The organism is Paenactinomyces guangxiensis (genome assembly GCF_016055185.1).
Classification (GTDB): Bacteria; Bacillota; Bacilli; order Thermoactinomycetales; family Thermoactinomycetaceae; genus Paenactinomyces; species Paenactinomyces guangxiensis.
In genome coordinates this window covers 153,166-173,621 of record NZ_JAECVR010000004.1, presented here as the reverse complement: position 1 = coordinate 173,621, position 20,456 = coordinate 153,166, and the positions used below count along the sequence as shown (strand labels likewise).

At 45.4% G+C, this 20,456-nt stretch carries 22 protein-coding genes; 6 read left to right on the top strand and 16 right to left on the bottom strand.

The annotated features are described in order from the left end of the window. Positions 1-129: 129 nt before the first annotated feature. Positions 130-486, bottom strand: a complete 357-nt coding sequence (locus I8U27_RS06315) for a HesB/IscA family protein (RefSeq protein WP_181750981.1) — start codon at positions 484-486, stop codon at positions 130-132. 88 nt (positions 487-574) lie between these two features. Beyond that, entirely contained in the window at positions 575-814 is a 240-nt protein-coding gene (locus I8U27_RS06310) for an aspartyl-phosphate phosphatase Spo0E family protein (protein ID WP_232345271.1), read from the bottom strand. 404 nt (positions 815-1,218) lie between these two features. Between I8U27_RS06310 and mqnE (I8U27_RS06305) the strand changes: the two genes are divergently transcribed. Both mqnE (I8U27_RS06305) and mqnE (I8U27_RS06300) read left to right on the top strand, forming a co-directional pair. Then, positions 1,219-2,331 (top strand): aminofutalosine synthase MqnE, encoded by a 1,113-nt coding sequence (mqnE, locus tag I8U27_RS06305; protein WP_181750980.1) that lies wholly within the window; start codon positions 1,219-1,221, stop codon positions 2,329-2,331. A 26-nt stretch (positions 2,332-2,357) separates the two neighbouring features. Continuing rightward, positions 2,358-3,455 carry an aminofutalosine synthase MqnE gene (gene mqnE, locus I8U27_RS06300; RefSeq protein WP_181750979.1) on the top strand — a complete coding sequence of 366 codons (1,098 nt, stop codon included), beginning with the start codon at positions 2,358-2,360 and terminating at the stop codon, positions 3,453-3,455. A 65-nt stretch (positions 3,456-3,520) separates the two neighbouring features. On the opposite strand, the gene I8U27_RS06295 is transcribed toward mqnE (I8U27_RS06300), so the two are convergent. From I8U27_RS06295 to cysK, 6 genes are all read right to left on the bottom strand, one after another. Then, positions 3,521-3,760: a DUF1450 domain-containing protein gene (locus I8U27_RS06295; protein ID WP_181750978.1), complete on the bottom strand. Its 240-nt coding sequence runs from the start codon at positions 3,758-3,760 to the stop codon at positions 3,521-3,523. Positions 3,761-4,144: 384 nt separating this feature from the next. Next, a complete protein-coding gene (locus I8U27_RS06290; RefSeq protein ID WP_181750976.1) occupies positions 4,145-4,519 on the bottom strand; it encodes a hypothetical protein in 375 nt (124 codons plus the stop codon). 54 nt (positions 4,520-4,573) lie between these two features. Continuing rightward, on the bottom strand, positions 4,574-4,945 hold the full coding sequence (locus tag I8U27_RS06285; protein WP_181750975.1) for a hypothetical protein: 372 nt from the start codon (positions 4,943-4,945) through the stop codon (positions 4,574-4,576). Between the two features lie 280 nt (positions 4,946-5,225). Continuing rightward, positions 5,226-5,555 carry a YuzD family protein gene (locus I8U27_RS06280; protein WP_181750974.1) on the bottom strand — a complete coding sequence of 110 codons (330 nt, stop codon included), beginning with the start codon at positions 5,553-5,555 and terminating at the stop codon, positions 5,226-5,228. A gap of 20 nt (positions 5,556-5,575) precedes the next feature. After that, positions 5,576-6,709 (bottom strand): bifunctional cystathionine gamma-lyase/homocysteine desulfhydrase, encoded by a 1,134-nt coding sequence (locus I8U27_RS06275; protein ID WP_181750973.1) that lies wholly within the window; start codon positions 6,707-6,709, stop codon positions 5,576-5,578. Between the two features lie 4 nt (positions 6,710-6,713). After that, complete coding sequence (gene cysK / locus I8U27_RS06270) at positions 6,714-7,640, bottom strand: cysteine synthase A (RefSeq protein ID WP_181750972.1); 927 nt, start codon at positions 7,638-7,640, stop codon at positions 6,714-6,716. Between the two features lie 317 nt (positions 7,641-7,957). Here cysK and I8U27_RS06265 point away from each other — a divergent pair, with 317 nt between their 5' ends. The 3 genes from I8U27_RS06265 to I8U27_RS06255 all read left to right on the top strand — a co-directional run bounded on the left by I8U27_RS06265 (position 7,958) and on the right by I8U27_RS06255 (position 11,309). Further along, positions 7,958-8,179 (top strand): NifU family protein, encoded by a 222-nt coding sequence (locus I8U27_RS06265; RefSeq protein ID WP_181750971.1) that lies wholly within the window; start codon positions 7,958-7,960, stop codon positions 8,177-8,179. A gap of 162 nt (positions 8,180-8,341) precedes the next feature. Beyond that, positions 8,342-9,616, top strand: a complete 1,275-nt coding sequence (locus I8U27_RS06260; RefSeq protein WP_181750970.1) for an Nramp family divalent metal transporter — start codon at positions 8,342-8,344, stop codon at positions 9,614-9,616. 442 nt (positions 9,617-10,058) lie between these two features. Further along, the gene (locus tag I8U27_RS06255; RefSeq protein WP_181750969.1) at positions 10,059-11,309 is read left to right on the top strand and encodes an MFS transporter; all 1,251 of its coding nucleotides are present in this window, start codon (positions 10,059-10,061) and stop codon (positions 11,307-11,309) included. A 124-nt stretch (positions 11,310-11,433) separates the two neighbouring features. Here the strand turns inward: I8U27_RS06255 and I8U27_RS06250 are convergent, their stop codons facing one another. The 6 genes from I8U27_RS06250 to I8U27_RS06225 form a co-directional block, all read right to left on the bottom strand. After that, entirely contained in the window at positions 11,434-12,351 is a 918-nt protein-coding gene (locus tag I8U27_RS06250; protein WP_269751006.1) for an ABC transporter ATP-binding protein, read from the bottom strand. 101 nt (positions 12,352-12,452) lie between these two features. Continuing rightward, complete coding sequence (locus tag I8U27_RS06245) at positions 12,453-13,469, bottom strand: ABC transporter ATP-binding protein (RefSeq protein WP_181750967.1); 1,017 nt, start codon at positions 13,467-13,469, stop codon at positions 12,453-12,455. Positions 13,470-13,482: 13 nt separating this feature from the next. Continuing rightward, complete coding sequence (locus tag I8U27_RS06240; RefSeq protein WP_181750966.1) at positions 13,483-14,412, bottom strand: ABC transporter permease; 930 nt, start codon at positions 14,410-14,412, stop codon at positions 13,483-13,485. A gap of 7 nt (positions 14,413-14,419) precedes the next feature. Next, the gene (locus I8U27_RS06235; protein ID WP_181750965.1) at positions 14,420-15,349 is read right to left on the bottom strand and encodes an ABC transporter permease; all 930 of its coding nucleotides are present in this window, start codon (positions 15,347-15,349) and stop codon (positions 14,420-14,422) included. Between the two features lie 118 nt (positions 15,350-15,467). Then, complete coding sequence (locus I8U27_RS06230) at positions 15,468-17,090, bottom strand: peptide ABC transporter substrate-binding protein (RefSeq protein ID WP_181750964.1); 1,623 nt, start codon at positions 17,088-17,090, stop codon at positions 15,468-15,470. Positions 17,091-17,481: 391 nt separating this feature from the next. Further along, on the bottom strand, positions 17,482-19,140 hold the full coding sequence (locus I8U27_RS06225) for a peptide ABC transporter substrate-binding protein (protein WP_181750963.1): 1,659 nt from the start codon (positions 19,138-19,140) through the stop codon (positions 17,482-17,484). A 185-nt stretch (positions 19,141-19,325) separates the two neighbouring features. On the opposite strand from I8U27_RS06225, the gene I8U27_RS06220 reads away from it, so the two are divergent. Beyond that, the gene (locus I8U27_RS06220; protein WP_181750962.1) at positions 19,326-19,706 is read left to right on the top strand and encodes a DUF3899 domain-containing protein; all 381 of its coding nucleotides are present in this window, start codon (positions 19,326-19,328) and stop codon (positions 19,704-19,706) included. Here the strand turns inward: I8U27_RS06220 and I8U27_RS21275 are convergent. Beyond that, positions 19,694-19,939 (bottom strand): DUF1450 domain-containing protein, encoded by a 246-nt coding sequence (locus I8U27_RS21275; RefSeq protein WP_374057905.1) that lies wholly within the window; start codon positions 19,937-19,939, stop codon positions 19,694-19,696. The genes I8U27_RS06220 and I8U27_RS21275 overlap by 13 nt on opposite strands. A 146-nt stretch (positions 19,940-20,085) precedes the next feature. Continuing rightward, complete coding sequence (locus I8U27_RS06210) at positions 20,086-20,448, bottom strand: PqqD family protein (protein ID WP_232345270.1); 363 nt, start codon at positions 20,446-20,448, stop codon at positions 20,086-20,088. Positions 20,449-20,456: the final 8 nt, after the last annotated feature.

Sequence of the window (20,456 nt, the reverse complement as noted above, 5' to 3'; positions counted from 1 at the left end):
ATAAATCCCGCCTCCATGGTTGATGACCAGCCCACGGGAGGCGGGATTAGCCGCTAATCGCAAGTTGAATCGTTAAAACGAAGGATCATGAACCCTGCGCTACCTCTTGATATCTATCACTCAAAAACCTTAACAATCTTCCGGTTTTCCGGCAGCTGTTGCCGTTCGGAAGGAAGATCCGCAGCCGCAGGTGACGGTTGCGTTGGGGTTTTCGATGCTGAATCCGCCACCCATCATGGACTCCTTATAGTCAATGACCGTACCGTTTAACAATGGCTGGCTTTCTTTATCTAATAGAACTTTGACACCATGAAGATGGAGTTCAGTATCTGATTCTTTTTTCTCGTCATCAAAGCCCATGCTATATGAGAATCCGCTGCAACCTCCGTGTTGCACACCGACGCGGAGGTATAGTTTGTCCGGTTGATCCTGCTCGGCCAGCATGTCCTTTACTTTTAAAGCTGCCCGTTCAGTGATTGTGATCATCCTCTGTCACCTTCCTTTTCTATATATAGTATACAGGGGAACAGGTTTGGGATACAACCCGGGCAGTTAACAAGCGGCCTGTGCCTGTTCAACCGACGTTATACATTTTGATCTGCGCCCTTTCTTTCGTCTGTGAAGCATGGGGATGAATGCGGTAGATTTTCTCTGATTTTCTCCGGGCACATTCCTTTTCCCACTGGTTATGAAGTTGATCCAATTCACGGCTTAACTGGTATACTTTTGGGTGACCCAATCCCAAAACCTTTGCCGCTTCCTCCATTTTCCGTCTGACCGCTTCCATCTTCTCCTTTAACATCCATCTCCACAAGGGGGACCCTCCTCCTTTATCTGACCCGCTCTCCTGGATAAAAAAGAGTACATTTGTTCGAATATCCCTGTTATTATTAGTAGTATACACTGTCAACAACTGGAAGAAAAGGAGTATTTTTTACAAATTATTCAATCAGATATTTTTTTTAGACACTTATTCACTGATTAACAGGACATATTAAAACAATCATCATCATCAATGTAAAAGATTGTCATCATAAAAATTTAACGAATCGAACCCCATTTTGCTTCCCGAAATGAGGATCAGTTCATCATAAATACCGATTCCTGCCTCCGGATTCATTTTAATCACCCTTTATGATAGAATGAAACAGGCAGATGTTTTTTTATTTAGGGTTACGTAATATCTCTTATTTTAAAGTGGGAAAGGGAGTCTGTTTGATGACGACCACACACACGACAGACACTTTGGACGATATCAGGGAGAAAGTGGAACAGGGGGAGCGGCTTTCGTTTGAAGACGGTGTACGCCTGTTAAAGTCAAACAATCTCCTTGCCATCGGCCAGATGGCTGATCTCGTCCGCAGACGCAAGAATGGGGATCATGTTTATTTCATCGTGAATACGCACCTCAATTATACGAATGTCTGCTATTTGGACTGCAAGCTGTGTGCGTTTGGCTTAAAGCCGGACAATCCTCGTTCGTATACGCTGTCCCTGGAACAGATTGAGGAAAAATGCAAGCAGATGGCAACTCAAAACTTTACCGAGTTACATATTGTCGGCGGGGTCAATGCGAAGCTGCCTTTTTCTTATTACGAGGATATGATTCACATTGCCAAAAAGTATAATCCGAACATTCATGTGCAAGCTTTCACAGCTGTAGAAATTGATTATCTGGCGCGTGTTTCCAAAATGAGCGTCGAAGAGACCATCCTTCGCCTGAAAGAAGCCGGCTTAGGTTCGATTTTGGGCGGGGGGGCAGAAATCTTTGACCCGGAAATCCGTAAAATTATTTCCGGTCATAAAACAAATGCCAAACGATGGTTTGAAATTCACGAAATCACGCACCGCTTAGGGATGAGATCCAATGCTTCCATTTTGTATGGGCATATTGAGAAGCCTGAGCATGTGATTGATCACCTGATCCGTTTGCGTGAGCATCAGGACCGAACCGGCGGATTTGATGCCTTTTTTGGCTTTGCTTTTCACCCGGAGAATACCAGGCTGGCGGATGAATTCGGGTTGCACGGGAAACAGACAACAGGGATCTATGATCTGAAAATATTGGCTGTCGCCCGTCTTATGCTGGATAACTTTGCACATATCCGTGCTTTCTGGATGATGATCGGCCTGAAGTTAGCCCAGGTTTCCCTGCAATTCGGGGTTGATGATCTCGATGGCACGGTTATGGAAGAACAGATTGTCCATGCAGCCGGGGCAAAAACAAAACAGATGACGCCCAAGCAGGACTTTATCGAGATGATTCGTGAAGCAGGACGCATACCTGTGGAAAGAGACACTTTATATAGAGAAATAAAAAGATATGTTTGAGTTTTTGACTGAGAGGAGAACAATCCATGTCTTTTCCAACCACATTGGACCATGAACTGTCACGGGTCGTAGAAAAAGTGCAACATGGGGAGCGTTTAACCCTGGAAGACGGACTGACCCTTTATCATTCACCCGATCTCCTTACCATCGCCCAACTGGCAAACCAGGTCAACCTGAAAAAGAACGGGGATCGTGTTTATTTTATCCAAAATATGTATATCAATCCGACCAATGTCTGTGAAGCAAAATGTGCTTTCTGCGGATTCCGCCGCAGTCCCGGTGAAGACGGCGCTTATACCATGACACCGGATGAAGTGCTTGAATATGTAGGGGAACGCTTTACCGACGGAATCCGTGAATTCCACATTGTAGGCGGCCACAATCATACGGTTCCGTTTGACTATTATTTGAATACGATCTCCATTTTGAAAAAGCATTATCCCAACGTGACCATTAAGGCTTACACCGGAGCGGAGATTGAATTTTTTGCCCGAATGACGGGCCGGTCGATGGAAGCTGTTTTAAAAGAGTTAATTGATGCCGGTCTGGACAGCATGCCCGGCGGTGGGGCGGAAATTCTGACCGAGCGGTACCGCGCAAAGATGAGTCCGGATAAAGCAAGCACAGACCAATGGTTGGAAGCGCACCGCATCGCTCATAACCTTGGTTTAAAAACCCATGCCACCATGCTGTACGGTTCGATTGAAACACTTGAAGAGCGGTTGATTCATATGATCCGGGTCCGTGAACTGCAAGATGAGACCAATGGCTTTTTGGTCTTCATTCCATTGGCGATTCAACCGCGGAGTGTCAATGCTTCGATCCGCCGCCGCACTTCAGCGATGGATGATATGCGCACCATTGCCATCAGCCGCTTAATGCTGGATAACTTCCCGCACATTAAAGCTTACTTTATTAATATCGGTACCCAATTGGCCCAGCTGTCGATGCAGTTTGGCGCTTCAGACCTCCATGGAACGCTGGTTGAAGAGCGGATCAGTCATGCCGCCGGAGCACTGACACAAACGGCACTCACCATTGACGAGCTTGTCTGGCTGATCAAAGGGGCAAACCGTGTTCCGGTCGAACGAGATACTTTCTACAATGAAATTAAAGTTTATTAAGTCATGATTTAAAAAGCGACACCCTCGTCCCGGTAAAGACAGGGTTGCCGCTTTTTTTGAATCACTCAGAACTGGATCTCCATTTCTTCGATCGCTTTATAGATATTCTCCAAAAGCTCTTCAGCTGTATCACCTGTCACCAGTTCCCCGTTAACCAGGGCATAAGGTTGCTGTGCACAAATTCCACAGTTACCCAGACATCCATACTCAATCACGTCCAGAGACGGATCTGACTCTAATTTTTTCTTAATCTCCAGCACATCGTCGGTTAAGTTATTTATGCAAAACTCAATCAGAGGTCTCATCTTGTTCACTCCGTCCTGCCAGCCAAGCTTCAGTGAAGTCTTTTATTGATTCACTGATACCTATTATACAGTCTATTATAGTTTTGCCCAAGCCATCTGCATGTTTGTATATAAAATCAGTCCGGACAGAGTTTTCATACACTATAAATAACCAAAAACCCGATGGCCACCCCCGTTAATGAACAGAAGCACCGGATCGAGCTGTTTGTACTACTCGCTCAACTTAGACCCGTAAATCATCACTTCCAGCCAAACAATCCCGATCAGCCTATAAACAGTTGCATGGGTTGATTGCCGCTTCCAAAACAACCGATGAAATGACGTATCCGGCAAAGGCAGCAGACTTTCATTATTACAATAAAAAACCCGCTCGGCATTATCAAATTAGTTTGATCCTTTACAATAGACTGCTCCGCGTACTCCAGAATTTTGAGTCCAAATAAATATTCTGTATATAGATGATTTATTAGCTGGAGCTTTAATAGTTATTTTTTTATTTTTTGAAAGCGAAGCAGTTTCAGGATTTTGATAAGGGGCGTTTTTCCATTTACCATTATGTTTCACTTGAATTCTTGCCCATCCTTCTCCCAACTCGTTAGTAATTGTACATGCCAGTTTTGGATAGGAAGTGGTCACAGTTGAACTGCCCCAGCTTGACCATTGACCCAAATTATAACGCCACCCCTCTGCGAATACGGAAGTAGGCAGAACGACACTGGCTACCAAGATCATTAATAAAGAAAACATTTTCTTTTTCATATTTTTCCCTCCGAGTATCTATGATTGAATAATGGGAAGATTGGGAAATCATGATCAACGCTTATTTTCGCCATAGCACCTGATCTTCCCCGCTACATCTCCATCATATCCAACAGAAATAAACACCCGATATTTTGTACTCGAACTATCAGCCGGTGCTGATAATACTTGTTCCCACGCATATAAATCTTCCCCCGGTCCGGTATCTACCCACTTCCCACGAGAATACTTTTGCAGATAAGCCGTTGCATATCCCTTCTTAGTAGGTTTAATGTGAAATTTTATATATTTGTAGGATGTTGTACAGGTGCTGCTCCCCCAGCTTTGCCCTTTTTTAAGATTGTACGACCAACCGGCGGCCATCGAAGATAAAGGGAACGCAAAAAACGTTAAAACAGTGATCATGAGAATCAGATACTTTTTCATCTTTCATCCTCCGTCTCTTTAACATGTTACATACTTGTCATTTATTGGTACAGCCCTATTATAAATTTCAATTATTTTTTTAATTTTTATTTTGATTCCATTTTTTTTAAATCAAATTGTTGAGATAAATAAAGCAAGTGGTTGTAGAGATTCAGAGAAATTTAGAATAACAATCTTTTTAAAGCCAAGAGCCGCATGGTTCCTCGATTCCGGGCTCATGCTATCTTTGTATAAAAAAATAAGTCCCGGAAATAGATACCGGAACTCTCTTACGATTGGATTATGATTCTGAAGAAACAATGCCAAGGCGATCCAACACCTGATAAATTTTTTTTAGTTTTGGATTTCCTTCAGCGATAATTTCATCTTCGATCACGACAACAGGGTACCACAGCTCTTCCTCGATCACCCGCCGGGCAAAGGCAGTCTCTTTTTCCCCCTGCGGATCGTAAATGTCAATATAACGCACTTTGATCGTTTCCCCGTATTTTCTCGCAATAGCCGCTTGCAGCCAGTCAGCAGTTTCACGTGAAGAAGGGAAATGGACACAGCTCGGGCACAGTTGCTCCGCGCCGTACACATCAATCTCTATCACTCGGGTTTCTCCCATATTACTCTCCCTCAGCTGTTTTATGATAGTGCCTGCTCCAGATCCTTTACCAGATCTTCAATATCCTCCACCCCGACGGAAACACGAACCAGGCCGTCGGTAATGCCCAATTCAGCTCTGCGCCCGGGGGGAATGGATGCATGGGTCATACGGGCGGGTACAGAGATAAGACTCTCAACCGCTCCCAAGCTTTCAGCAAGCGTAAACAATTTGACCTGTTCCAGCAACCGGTCTGCCCGTTCGGCACTCCCCACATCAAAAGAAATAATACCGCCAAAGCCTCTCGCCTGGCGTGAAGCAATTTCATACCCGGGGTGTGTAGGAAGGCCGGGATAATAAACCCGTTCCACCTGGTCCCGGCTCTGTAACCATTCAGCCAAATGCCGGGCATTGCTTTCATGCTGTTTCATGCGGAGCCCCAGCGTTTTCATGCCCCGCATCAATAACCAGGAATCTTGCGGCCCCAGGATTCCACCGATGGAGTTTTGCAGGAAATGAAGCTCTTCACCGAGCTGTTCGTCTTTTGTGGCCAATAAGCCCGCAACGACATCGCTATGGCCTCCCAGATATTTAGTCGCACTGTGGACAACAATATCCGCGCCGAGATCAAGGGGATTTTGCCAGTACGGAGTTAAAAAGGTATTATCCACAATCAAGAGAAGCCCCGCTTCCTGGCAAACTTCCGCCAATCCGCGAATGTCCGTCACTTTTAAAAGAGGGTTGCTGGGTGTTTCCATATAGACGGCACGGGTATTTTTCCTGATCGCTTCCCGGACTGCGGCCAAATCACTTGTATCCACAAATGATGCTTCAATCCCCAACCGGTTGAACACATGGCTGACAACGCGGAAGGTTCCCCCATAAACGTCATCTCCGACTACAAGGTGATCTCCTTTGTTAAAAAGCGAGAGAATTGTGGAAATCGCAGCCATTCCGGATGCAAAAGCCAATCCACGTGCACCGTTTTCCAACTCGGCAATCAATTGCTCCAGAGCAGCCCGAGTCGGGTTGCCTGTACGGGAATATTCATATCCTGCATGCTCTCCCACACGTTTTTGTTTGTAGGTGGACACTTGGTAAATGGGGACACTGACCGCTCCCGTATGCGGGTCTCCAAAAACGCCTCCATGAATTAATCGGGTATCCATTTTCATTTTACTACACCCCGCCTTGATAAATCTTTTTGCTTAAGTAACGTTCACTGCTATCGGGAAATATAACGGCAATTCTTGTGCCAGCCGGTGCTTTTTCAGCTTCTTTGAGGGCAGCGTAACAGGCAGCACCGGAAGAACTTCCGACCAGCAACCCCTCCTGGTGCGCCAGTTCCTTAACCAGGTGAAACGCATCTTTATCGGTAACTGTATAAATTTCGTCAATATAAGAACGGTCAAAATAGCCGGGGAACAACTCCATCCCAATTCCTTCTGTTTTGTGCGGACCCGGCTTTCCACCAGCGATGATGGACCCTTCCGGTTCAACAATCACTGTCTTTACCCGCGGATTTTTCTCCTTGAGATACCGGGCAACTCCCATAAATGTACCCGCCGAGCCGGCTCCGGCCACAAATATATCCACCTGCCCGTCCATCTGCTCCCAGATCTCCGGTCCCGTCGTCTCATAGTGGGCCTGTGGATTAGCAGGATTGGCAAACTGTTGCGGACAAAATGATCCCGGAATCTCCTTCGCCAACTCTTCCGCTTTTTTGATTGCCCCTTTGATCCCCTCCTCAGTCGGTGTATGAACAACTTCCGCTCCCAGTGCTCTCATCAGCTCCTGCTTCTCTTCGGAAAACTTCTCCGGTACGACAAAGATGACCCGATAATCAGTCCCCACGGCGGCCAAAGCCAAGCCGATTCCGGTATTTCCCGCTGTCGGTTCGATAATGGTGCCGCCAGGCCTTAATTTGCCGGAGCGTTCTCCGTCTTCAATCAGTGCCAGGCCCAGCCGGTCTTTCACACTGCCGCCCGGATTAAAAAATTCCAACTTGGCGTATACCTTCACTTGATCGGAAATTCCCAACCGCTTTAAGCGAACCATCGGTGTATGGCCGATTAAGTCCTTTACATCTTCATATATATTTTTCATCCATGTTCCCCTTCTTGCTACAATATCACAGAAGTGTACGTGTCCATTGGACGAATACAATTCCATCTTATCAATTTTCTTTTTGCCGGTACAACCCGGTGAATAAAAAGCACTTCTCCTGATCCAGTATATGTTGTTCGCCCTTGCCTGTCGAATTACCCATTGATTTTATTTTTAAAAAATCCTACAATGAACTTGGTATATCAAATGTTTCCAATCCCTTATGGGCTGGAAGATTTCATGGTATGATACAAATAGTGGGTAAGCTATACAGATTTAGTTTAACCCTTTGAGCGAATGGAAAGGGGAAGAAGATAATGGAAGAGCGTGTACAAGAAGTATTGGATAAATTGCGTCCGTTCATCCAAAGGGATGGCGGGGATGTTGAATTAGTGGAAGTGGAAGAGGGAGTTGTTCGTGTTCGCCTGCTGGGTGCCTGCGGCAGTTGCCCAAGCTCCACCATTACCCTCAAAGCCGGTATTGAACGTGCGTTGATGGAAGAAATTCCGGAAGTGAGAGAAGTAGAACAAGTCTTGTAATCATACACTCAGCCTCCTTTTATACGAAGGAGGCTTTGCTGTATATCTGTTTCCAACGGAGTGATCCCGCTCGTACATACATATGATCTTTGAAAGCATCTATGAAAAGAATTATAATAGAAATATATTTTTCAAAAAATATCAAAAAAGGAGGGAAAGTTGATGTCATCACCCGGCAAATCCCCTTCCCCCACTCCATCTGCCCCCCCGGGTAAACGGTTTTCTTTCGTTGGGCCCGGTCTGATTGTAGCAGCTACCGGTGTGGGTGCCGGTGACCTGGTAGCAGCACTTGTTGCCGGTACCAAATTCGGTTTTACCTTTATTTGGGCGATTCTTATTGGAGCCATTCTTAAATTCTCCCTCAATGAAGGAGTAGGACGATGGCAATTGGCCACTGGACAAACGATTTTCCAGGGTTGGAGATCTTTGGGCAAATGGACTAGTGGCTATTTTGGAATTTATTCAATTATTTGGGGTTTTATTTTTGGGGCTGCGGTTTCCTCTTCCTGTGCTCTTGCTGCTACCGCACTATTTCCTCAGATCGATCTTAAAATCTGGGCAATCCTTCACGCCCTGGCCGGATTTTTATTAGTATGGACGGGGAAATATCAGTTATTTGAGAAAGTGATGACTTTTTTTGTCGGCTTGATGTTTATTACGGTAGTAGGCTCGGCCATTCTCGTTTTTCCGGACTTGATAAGTCTGTTATCCGGATTTGTGCCAACGATGCCCCAGGGTTCTTTATTCTACGCCTTAGGGCTGATTGGAGGCGTAGGCGGGTCTATAACAATGGCTTCGTATGGATATTGGATTCGGGAAAAAAATTGGACAGGCCCCTCCTGGATCTCCGTGGTGCGCCTTGACTCCGCAGTCGCTTACATTGTGACTGGAATTTTTACGATCTCGTTATTAATTGTCGGAGCACAATTTCTTTTTGGAACCGGCATGGTTTTCGATGGCGAAAAAGGGCTGATCGAGCTGTCAAAGCTCCTCGGGGAACGCTTTGGCGAGCCGGCGCGCTGGCTTTTCTTAATCGGATTTTGGTCTGCTTCCTTTACCTCGTTGCTGGGTGTATGGAATGGAGTTCCCTACCTCTTTGCCGATTTGGTGCGCCACTGGAAGAAAAATCCCTCCAGCCTTGATGCTGACCCTGTTTCCGAAAAATCCCCCGCTTACCGTGCCTACCTGATCTGGCTGACTTTCCCGCCGATGCTTCTGCTGTTTCTTGGGAAGCCGGTGAGCCTTGTCATATTATACGGGGTTCTGGGTGCTTTCTTCATGCCGTTCCTGGCGATCACTCTCCTCTGGCTGCTCAATTCAAAACGTGTCAACAAAGAACATCGCAACCGTTGGCTGTCCAATACAATCTTATGTGTAAACGTCTTACTCTTTGCGGTTTTGGGAATTCAGGAAGTGATTGAAACCCTTTCAAAATAAATATTTCTCTTGACCCTCGCTCAGGAGCGGGGGTTTTTTCGGGTGTAAACCCGGTCCATCTCCAATATTTCCAAACAAAAAATGTATACAACACCTTAATCATAATGATATAATTACGAGGTCTGTTGTCTTACAAAAAAGTTAAACGGAGGAAAGTATTTCATGAGCACTGCATTCAAGCGTATCAGGTAATAGTAAGTACAGAGCACTTATACCCACCCATTTAAACATGGAATCGGGTTTATTTGTGATGTATCTGTTCATTGCCTGCTGCGAAGGGTGAGGTGTTTTTTTGTGTCCAAAAATAAATGGGGCAAAAATTGTGATTCAACGACGAAAAACCTTTATCAAAAAACGCAATAGATCTTATTTCGGACTTTGTGGGGGAAGGATGGCATAATCACTATTCGATTAGCATTCATTAATGAAGGGAGAGGATTTTATGACTGCTAATGCGACCACAAAAATTTCAATCGGGGCGTTGTTCCGCAACCGGGTGATCCGTACCATCCTGCTTTCCGTATTTTTTCTGCAAATTGGTATCTGGGTGCGCAACTATTCGATCCTGTTATATGTAATGGAAAAAACAAATGGAAACCCGGTCGCTGTTTCGCTGATTTCCGTTGCGGAGTTTGCTCCCATCTTTTTGTTTTCGTTTATCGGAGGCACGTTTGCTGACCGCTGGCGGCCGAAACGAACGATGATTTGGTGTGACTTGCTCAGTTCTGCCTCCATTTTCGTTGTACTGTTAACGCTTGTGTTTGGAAGTTGGAAAGCGGTCTTCTTCGCGACGCTCGTCTCGTCCATATTGTCACAGTTTTCCCAGCCTTCCGGCATGAAATTGTTTAAATTGCATGTGCAGGAAGATCTGATTCAAATGGGAATGTCTATATACCAGACGATTTTCGCTGTCTTTATGATTTTAGGGCCGGTTCTCGGGACATTTGTCTATCAGCATTATGGCATTAACACAGCCATTGGCATCATGGGAGTCGCCTTCTTAGTCTCCGCTCTCGTGCTTCTGTTTCTGCCGCCGGATCACGAAGCAGAGAAGAAGGAAGAGAAAACCACGCTCCGGCAAGAACTGATGGCAGGATTCCGTTATGTACTCAGTAACCGGACCTTAACCCTGCTTGGCGGCTGTTTTGCGGCGGCAGGATTGGCCATTGGGTTAGTTCAACCGCTTGGTGTCTTTCTGATTACCGAACGTTTAGGCTTGCCGAAGGAACATCTTCAGTGGTTGATGGCTGCAAACGGGATCGGGATGATCCTCGGCGGCGGACTGACAATGGCATTAGCGAAAAAAATCGCTCCGCTAAAACTTCTTGTGTTAGGGATGGCCGTCAGCGCATTCGGTTTTCTGGCGGCTGGCCTGTCAACGCAGTTATGGTTGACCCTGACAGCCCAGTTTATTTCCGGACTCGTCATGCCTTCCATCCAAATCGGCATTAACACGATGATCTTACAAAATACAGAGGCTTCATTTATTGGCCGCGTCAACGGCATACTAAGCCCGCTCTTTATGGGAGCAATGGTGGTCACAATGAGTATGTCCGGCTCGTTAAAAGAATCATTTTCGCTTTTGGCTATGTTTGAAACAGCCGCCGTGTTGTTCGTCGTTGGGATCATTGTCCTGCTGCCATTATGGAAACCCGGAGCTGTACAAAAAGTGGAGGAAAATACATCACAATAGTTTTCGGCCAACCATATATCCATTGCTTTCAACAACGACCTTACAACGGGATTCAACCGGGGTAAGGTCGTTTATTTACAAAATAAAGATAGACGGTTGAGGGCAACCGCCTATCACGCGCGATTTATTCCTTTTCGTTATATAAGTGACAAGCTACCCAATGGCCAGGGCGCGCTTCCTGCCAAGTTGGCACGACCTCGGAACAGATGTCCATTACTTTTGGACAACGGGTCCGGAACCGGCAACCGCTCGGGGGATTGATCGGGCTGGGAACATCCCCTTCCAGAATGATTCGTTCTCTGGTTTTCGCTGTCTCCGGATCCGGAATCGGTACAGCGGAAAGGAGGGCTTCGGTATAGGGGTGCAGCGGATGATCATACAGTTCATCACTTTCTGCCAGCTCGACCAGGTTTCCAAGATACATCACACCCACACGGTCGGAAATATATTTAACCATTGACAAATCGTGTGCAATAAAGAGGTAGGTAAGCCCTTTTTCCCTTTGCAGTTTTCTCATCAAATTAACAACTTGGGCCTGAATCGAAACGTCAAGGGCAGAGATGGGCTCGTCAGCGATGATAAAGTCCGGTTCCACGGCAAGGGCGCGGGCAATCCCGATCCGTTGTCGCTGTCCGCCACTGAACTCGTGAGCAAAACGGTCTGCGTGCTCTTCATTCAGGCCAACCGTTTGCAGAAGTTCAACCACCCGACGGCGGCGCTCTTCCCCTTTCGCCAGGCCGTGAATGTCAATCCCTTCGGCAATGATATCCATGACGGTCATGCGCGGATTCAATGAAGCATAGGGGTCCTGGAAAATCATCTGCATCTTCCGGTTAAAATTCTTTAATTCCTTTCCTTTCAGGCTGTAGACATCCTGATCGTTAAATTTAACCGTACCCTCTGTCGCATCGTACAACCGAATAAGAGTCCGTCCAATGGTCGACTTACCGCAACCGGATTCTCCCACAAGGCCAAGAGTTTCCCCGCGGTAGACATCAAAAGTAACTCCGTCAACAGCCTGAACGACCTGATTGCGGCCCATGTGAAAATGTTTTTTCAGATTCTTGACTTCCAAAATCACATCTTTTTTCGCCTGACGATCCGTGGAATTGTCACGGTTAATGGTTTGAACCTGACTCATTTTTATTCGCCTCCTACCGCGAGTGCTGGTGGTTTCACTTCAGGGGCCATGGGGTGCTCTAACCAGCAAGCCACTTGATGTGAAGAGGAAACTTTTGTGGCTTCCGGCATCTGCTCGGTACAAATTTTCATCGCATGTTTACAGCGCGCCGCAAACGGGCATCCTTTGGGAGGGGAAAGCAAGTTAGGCGGAGAACCGGGGATCGGCAGCAATTCCTGGTCTTCCGATTGGTCCAAACGCGGCATGGAAGCAAGTAAGCCCCAGGTATACGGATGTTTCGGATTATAGAAAATTTCGTCCAGATTGCCGGTTTCCACTACTTTTCCTGCGTACATAACGACAACACGGTCAGCAATGTCAGCTACCACACCCAGATCGTGCGTAATTAAGATGATCGAGGTGTTAATCTTTTCCTGGAGTTCTTTCATCAAGTCAATAATTTGGGCTTGGATGGTCACATCAAGAGCTGTTGTAGGCTCATCCGCAATTAATACTTTTGGCGCACAGGAGAGTGCGATCGCGATCATGGCACGTTGTCTCATTCCTCCGCTAAACTGGTGCGGATATTGTTTCAGACGCGACTCCGGGCTTGGAATGCCAACCAGTTTCAGCATTTCAACCGCTTTTCGCCTTGCTTCTCCCTGACTCATTTTTTGATGTTTCATTAAGCCTTCCATGATCTGTTTTCCCACAGTCATGGTTGGGTTCAGTGAAGTCATCGGATCCTGGAAAATCATCGCGATATCTGCACCGCGAATTTTCTCCATCTGCTTTTCAGTAGCTTTGGCCAGGTCTTTGCCGTCAAAAATAATTTCTCCTTTTTTGATAAAACCCGGCGGGTTGGGAATCAGGCGCATGATGGTTTGGGAAGTGACACTTTTCCCGCAGCCGGATTCCCCAACAATGGCTACGGTTTCTCCTTCGTCTACATCAAAGCTGACCCCGCGGACGGCTTGTACTTCTCCGTTATAAGTTTTAAAAGAGACGTGTAAATCACGAACTTCTAACACTTTTGTCATCCTGATTTCCCCCCTATTTGCGCATTTTCGGGTCAAGTGCATCTCTCAAGCCGTCGCCCACCAGGTTAAACGCCAGCATAATCAAGCTGAGTACCAGGGCCGGCCAGAACAATTGGTACGGGAAAATCTGCAAAACATCTTTACCCTCATTGACAAGCACACCCAGACTTGCTTCCGGCGGACGAAGCCCTAATCCAATAAAGCTTAAAAAGGCTTCAAAGAAAATGGCTGACGGAACGGCAAAGGTAACGGCAATAATAATGGGACCCATCACGTTAGGAATCATATGTTTGATAATAATGCGCTGGTGACTGGCTCCCAGCGTGCGTGATGCCAGTACATATTCCTGGGTTTTCAACTTCATCATCTGGGCCCGCACAATCCGTGCCATCGGCACCCACCCGGTAATCGACAGAGCAATAGCGATCGGCACAATACCAGGATCAAAGATCAACAACATTAAAATAATGACAATCAGATTGGGAATCCCCACTAAAATCTCAATCATCCGTTGCATGATATTATCGATGCGGCCTCCAAAATAACCGGAGATTCCGCCAAAGGTAACTCCGATCACCAGGTCAAAAAAGGCGGCTAAAAAGGCAATGAGCAGGGAAACTTTAGCACCGTACCAGGTACGGGTCCACACGTCCCGGCCAAGATCATCTGTCCCAAAATAATGATCACCAGTAAAGCTCTCCTGGTTTAGGGACTTAAAATCCTGAACTTGATAAGTATAGCTGTTCATCGAAGGGCCCACAAGGGCGAAAAATCCAATCACAAAGATAAGGATAAGGCCAAGTATCGCTCCCTTATTGGAAAGAAACCGGCGCCATGCGTCTTTCCAGAAACCGACAGACTCCCGGGAAAGACTGTTTTTATCGCTGTCTTCAATCTGAACCGGTTGAAACAGATCAGGTGTCAGGTCTTTTGTAGCATTCATTCCAGTATCACTCCTTTGCTCCCGCAATCCGAATCCGTGGGTCAATAATGCCGTATAAGATATCTACAATAAAGATGGTAAGAATGATCAGTACACTGTAGAAAATGGTTGTGCCCATAATCACCGTATAATCATTGCTGAAGATCGATGTTACAAAGTACTGTCCGATTCCGGGAAGTGCAAAGATGACCTCTACCACCATGGACCCGGTAATAATGTTTATAGCCAGTGGACCAAGAACAGTGACAGCTGGAATGAGTGCGTTTCTGAGAGCATGGCGGAACACAACTGCTTTACGGTTCAACCCTTTCGCTTTTGCCGTTTTCATATAATCCTGATCAAGAACCTCTACCATTTCCGAACGGATATACCGGGAAATTTGCGCAATCACAAATACAGCAAGAGCAAGGGACGGCAGAATGGAAGAGCTATATGATTCCCAGAGAGCCGGCGGTAAAATGCCCCATTTTACTCCAACCCAATAAGAAAGCAATGCGGACAAGACGAAATTGGGAACAGAGACTCCGAAAACAGCAGTTATGGTTGCCAGGTTGTCAATCATTGTACCGCGCCGCAAAGCAGCAACCATGCCGAGAATTAAACCTATCAAGGTACCAAAAATAACTGCCTGTGTGCCTATAAAAGCGGATACAGGAAAGCCTGTGAGAATCATTTCTGTTACACTGCGTCCGTCATAGGCCAGTGACATGCCAAGATCACCCTGAACCACATCTCCTAAAAACTTCAGGTACTGGACACCGAGCGGATCATTCAACCCGTAATGTTCCATAATTTGTTCTCTAATCTGTTCCGGCAACTTTTCTTCATTTTTCAACGGTGTACCCGGAAGGGAATGCATAAGGAAGAAAGTAACCGTAATGATGATCCAAAGGGTTACAACCATGTAGGACAGCCGTTTGAGCGTATACCTGAGCACATCGATTCACATCCTCTCTCAATCACACGTTAGCAAGCAATGATGAAGGTATATGTCATGGTGACATATACCTTCATCTAACCATGTTACTCCGTTTTCCTCAAGAATAATTTAATTACTATTTTCCTTCAATGTGAGCCCATTTGAGGCTGTATTCCGGCCCTTTGAGATGCCATGGCCAATCTTTGATATATGGCTGCTTCAGAGCCAGACGGCTTCTGTAGTAGAGAGGTACAACCCCGGCATCATCAATGAAGATTTTCTCAGCTTTGATCAGGTCTTGCAGACGCTCTTCAAAGTTCGGGTTGGATTGGGATTTTTTGATGAGTGCATCATATTCGCTGTTGCTCCATTTACCGCGGTTGTAAGAAGAACCGGTGATAAAGATGTCGAGGAAGGTCATCGGGTCGTTGTAATCAGCACCCCAACCGGAATATACGATATCAAATTTACCGTCTTTGGATCTTTGCAAACGCTCCTTGAACGGAACTGCGGTGATACTTACATCCAATCCAAGGTTTACACGCAATTGCTCTTTAAAGAATTCTGCGTCTTTCTTGGCCTGGCTGGTATCCTGAGTTAATAATTCAACTTTACCGGGGGACGTCATGCCCAGTTCTTTCAAGCCTTCCTGAAACAGCTGTTTAGCTTTTTGCGGGTTGTACTCAACGTTGGCCTGTGTTACTTCGCTGAATTTTTGTTTGTCATTGGCTTGTGTCTCCGGGGGAACAATGCCGTTCGCCGGTACAGAACCGTTTTTCAACACGCTTTCCGTCAAGGTCTTTTTGTCGATCGCCATGGCGATCGCCTGACGGATTTTCTTATTCTTAAACAGCGGTTTGGTCTGGTTCAATTCCAGATACCAGCTGCTCAGTTCGGGAATGGTGAATACATCCGGCTTTCCTTTATATGCGTCAATAAAATCGGAGCCAAGAGGAGAATAGTCAACTTTCTTGGTTTTGTACAAGTTAACACTGGTTGCATTGTCTTTTACGATGTTGACATTTACTTCTGCCAGCTTAACTGTACTTTTGTCCCAATACTTGTCGTTCTTTTTGTACTGGAAGCTTTTTTCGTGTTTCCAGTCGGAGAGGATGAATGGGCCGTTGAAGACCAGATTTTTGGCCTCAAGTGCATATTTGTCGCCAAATTTTTCAACGATATCCTGCCGTTGCGGCATGTAGGTCGGGAAAGAAAGCAAGTCCTTGAAGTAAGGAATCGGCTGCTCCAGTTTAACTTCCAGTGTTTTGTCGTCCAGAGCTTTCACGCCGACTTCATCCCTTGAACCTTTACCAGTGTTGAATTTCTCTGCATTTAAAACCGGATAGAGAATATATGCGTATTCTGACGCGGTTTTAGGATCCAGGGCACGTTTCCATGCGTATTCAAAGTCGTGGGCGGTAACGGGTTTGCCGTCGCTCCACTGGGCATCACGGATTTTAAACGTATAAGTCTTTTTGTCCTCGCTGATTTTTGGTTCTTCAGCAGCCATGCCGAGAATGGGCTTATCATCTTTATCCGGGCGGTAAAGACCTTCCATCGTATTGTTCAGAATGGTAAACGATGCAACGTCAGTTGACTTTGCACTGTCCAGATTTGGCGGCTCAGCGGTGTCAGTTAAATTTAATACCTGCTTACCGGACGCTCCGCCGGAATCGCCGCTGAAGTTACAAGCGGATAGTACAAGAGAAGCCACTAATAAAATGGCTAACAAGGACGAAAACTTCAGTCTCTTGCTCATCTGTTTGCCCCCTTATAATTTCTTGAAAAAAATTTTATAGTTTAGACCCTATGGTCTTAAACCCGATTAGAAAGATAAGTATGCCGGTAACCGATTGGATGATATCTCTGAAATCTTGCAAACATTCACAGCAAAAAAAATGACAAAGAAGCCGTAAAAAGGTTCTTTACCCGGGTGGGGAGTCATCTATGGAATGCTGTAGAATCCGCTTAAATTTCAAACAATTTCACCTTCGGTGTGTATTGCTATAAACCACATAATTATATTTAACCTATAATCCGTGTTTTTGTAAAGAGTTATGTTCTGGCAAGATACAGGATTTTATACATATAAAAAATGCGAACCCGGGTAGGGTCCGCACCGATTAGTTCATAATTATACATTTGCTTGTTTAATTTTTTTCTTTTTCTTTTCCGATGTATGCCCATTTCAGTGTGTACTGGGCCCCGTACGGATGGCGATACAAGTCCTTCACATACGGCTTCTGCACATAAGCCTGTGATGCATAAAACAGGGGAACAAAACCGGCCATTCCGTTTCCTTCAGTGCCTGCTAAGATTTTTTCCGCTTCGGTAAATAACTTAAATTGCTTTTTCTGATCTGTTTCTCTTCTTGTCTGTTCCACCAGTTGATCATATCTATTGTTGTTGAAGTTGGACCAGTTCATCGGGTTTTTGGCTTGCCAGATCTCAAAAAAGTTAATCGGATCATTATAGTCGGCTCCCCATGTAAGCATTCCCATATCATAATCGCCATTTCTCAGTTTATCAAGATGAACTTTCCACGGCGGGGAATTCAATTGAATGTCCAGCCCCAGATTAACCCGAAGCTGTTCCTCGATCGCCATTGCAACATCCCGTTTCGCTGTTGCATCATAGCCGATCATTTCAATATCGGTTGGGGGCTTCTCCAATCCCAATTCTTTTAAACCTTCCGCAAAATATTTTTTTGCTTTGTCAACATCCTGCTTCACCCATTCTCCATTTTCCCGGAAGGATTTATTTCCTTCTCCGTTAATTGACGGAGGGATCAGGGCTCCTGCCGGTTTGGATCCGTCTTTCATAACTTTGATTATGTCTTCGCGGTCAATCGCCAAACTGATCGCTTTGCGGATTTTATCATTTTTAAAGAATTCATTTTTCTGGTTTAACAAGATGTAGCAGGTGGAGGCCAGCTCAACCTCAACATAATCCGGCGTCTGCTTATATGCATCGACAAACGCCTGGTTTAACAGTGCTGTATCAATATTACCGGAGTTGTACAAATTAATCCCTGTAGCCGTATCTTTTATTGTGATAATCGATACTTTTTCAAGGGTAACGGCATTTCTGTCCCAATACTGGTCATTTTTGGTTAAAGCGACTTCCTGGTTTGTCCACTTGGTCACTTTAAATGGCCCGTTGTAAACCACTTTATCGGCCTTGGTCCCATACTCATTTTTATATTTTGCAACAATGTCTGCCCGTTGTGGCATATAGGTGGTCATTGTGGTCATACTGAGAAAGTTGATCATCGGCTGTTTCAGTTTGACAACCAGGGTCGTTTCATTGGTTGCTTTGACGCCAACCTTCTCACTCGATACTTTACCTGTGTTGTATTCTTCTGCATTTACAATCGGGTACAGCATATAAGCGTATTCCGATTTCGTCTTCGGGTCTAACGCCCGTTTCCAGCCGTATTCAAAGTCCATGGCTGTTACCGGTTTTCCATCACTCCAGGTTGCGTCGTCCCGGAGTTTAAAGGTGTAGGTTTTTTTATCCGGGCTGATATCCACATCCTGGGCAATCCCAAATTCCGGCTGTTTTTCCTTACCCATTCTCATTAAGCCTTCTTGAACGTTATTTAAAACGTTAAACGAAATCATCTCTGAAGCTTTGGCACTGTCCAGGGTCTGAAGTTCTTTTTGTTCACTCATCCTCAGAACCTGGTTTTCACTCAGGGAATTCACACCTTCACTTCCGCCTTTGGTCAGTCCCATTCCGCCGCACCCGCCGAGTACCAGGCTGGCCGAAAGAACCACTCCTAGAATTGCTTTCCAACTCGTTTGCAATTCTGTCCCCCCTTTAATGTCCGAATAGTAAGATCTTTTCAGGTTATCAAAGGTACTACACGGACAACTTAGATTACGACTTGTTAATTATAAATGAATCGGGTGTAATAGAAAAGGGTATAGCGAAAGAATAAGCGACAAAGCCTTAATGTTTCATATAATATCCATAAGATGGAGGAATTTCAATGTCCAAAAGGGCTCAAATTTTTTCTTATTCATTGATTTTCACTGTGATCTCTCTCGTTCTTGTCTCAGTCAGCTCAAAATGGAAGCTGATCTCTTTTATTAACCATCTTTTTATGGTCGGTCTGTTCCTGTTAACTGTTTCAGGTGCCTGGTATGTAGTGCGCGGCGGATTTTTCAGCACTTTTGGCAAAAGCATGAAAAAGGTAATGAAACTTTCACGCCGTGAAATGGAGAATTTGGATGATGACTTTCTAGTTGACGATTCCGGTTCCCCGTCTAAGGATAAAAAGTCGTTTTTCCCGTGGTGGCTGGGAACTGTCTCCTTCATAACGGGCTTGTTCTGCACTCTGCTATCGTTTGCTCTGATCTATCTGCTGTAGAAAGAAAGATAATGAATGATTTTCTCGTACAGCTTATCAGGGGTGTCGGCTTCTATCAGCTGGTCGTTAACATATGCGTACAATGTATGTTCACAGCAGCTGCAGAGGCCCAGACAATATCTCATTTTTATTTTTACACAGGAATGATTCTGGTTTTTCAAGCAGTAATATGCAGAAAGGGAACCTTTGACCAGATTAGAAATACAGAATTCCACGGTGATTTTTTTCACCATTTTCTCCCCTTTTCCATCTGAGTACGTTATGAACATACTATCATTTGTTTTACATACGGGGATAGTTAATTTAAAAAATAATAAAAATAACAGAAATCCCCCCGTGTCAAAAAGGGATGAAAAAATGAGAGCGCGAAAGTACGCTCTCATTTCCAATTGATCCAGCCGTTGGCCTCCACCATCTCCAGGAACTTCAACAAGCGCGGCAGGACCGGTTCAGCTTCTTCACCAAACCGTTCAGCCACTTGTTGTTGAATCTGTTCCACTTGATGTTTCCCGTTACAGCGAGCCAGCACAAAACTTCCCAGCCGGTCCAGGCGAATCCGCAGATAGGGCGGCTGTTTCAAAAATCGGACCGAGAACTTCTCCAGCAGGCTGGTCCGCGGTATAACCAGTTGAAGCAGTTCCGGGTTGTCCGGGTTTGATTCCAGAGTTAAGGATGGCTTTAGAGCTGGAATCATTTTTAAAAGGTTTTTATCTTTACTTGCTTTCTTTTTAAGGAAGGACATTAATCATT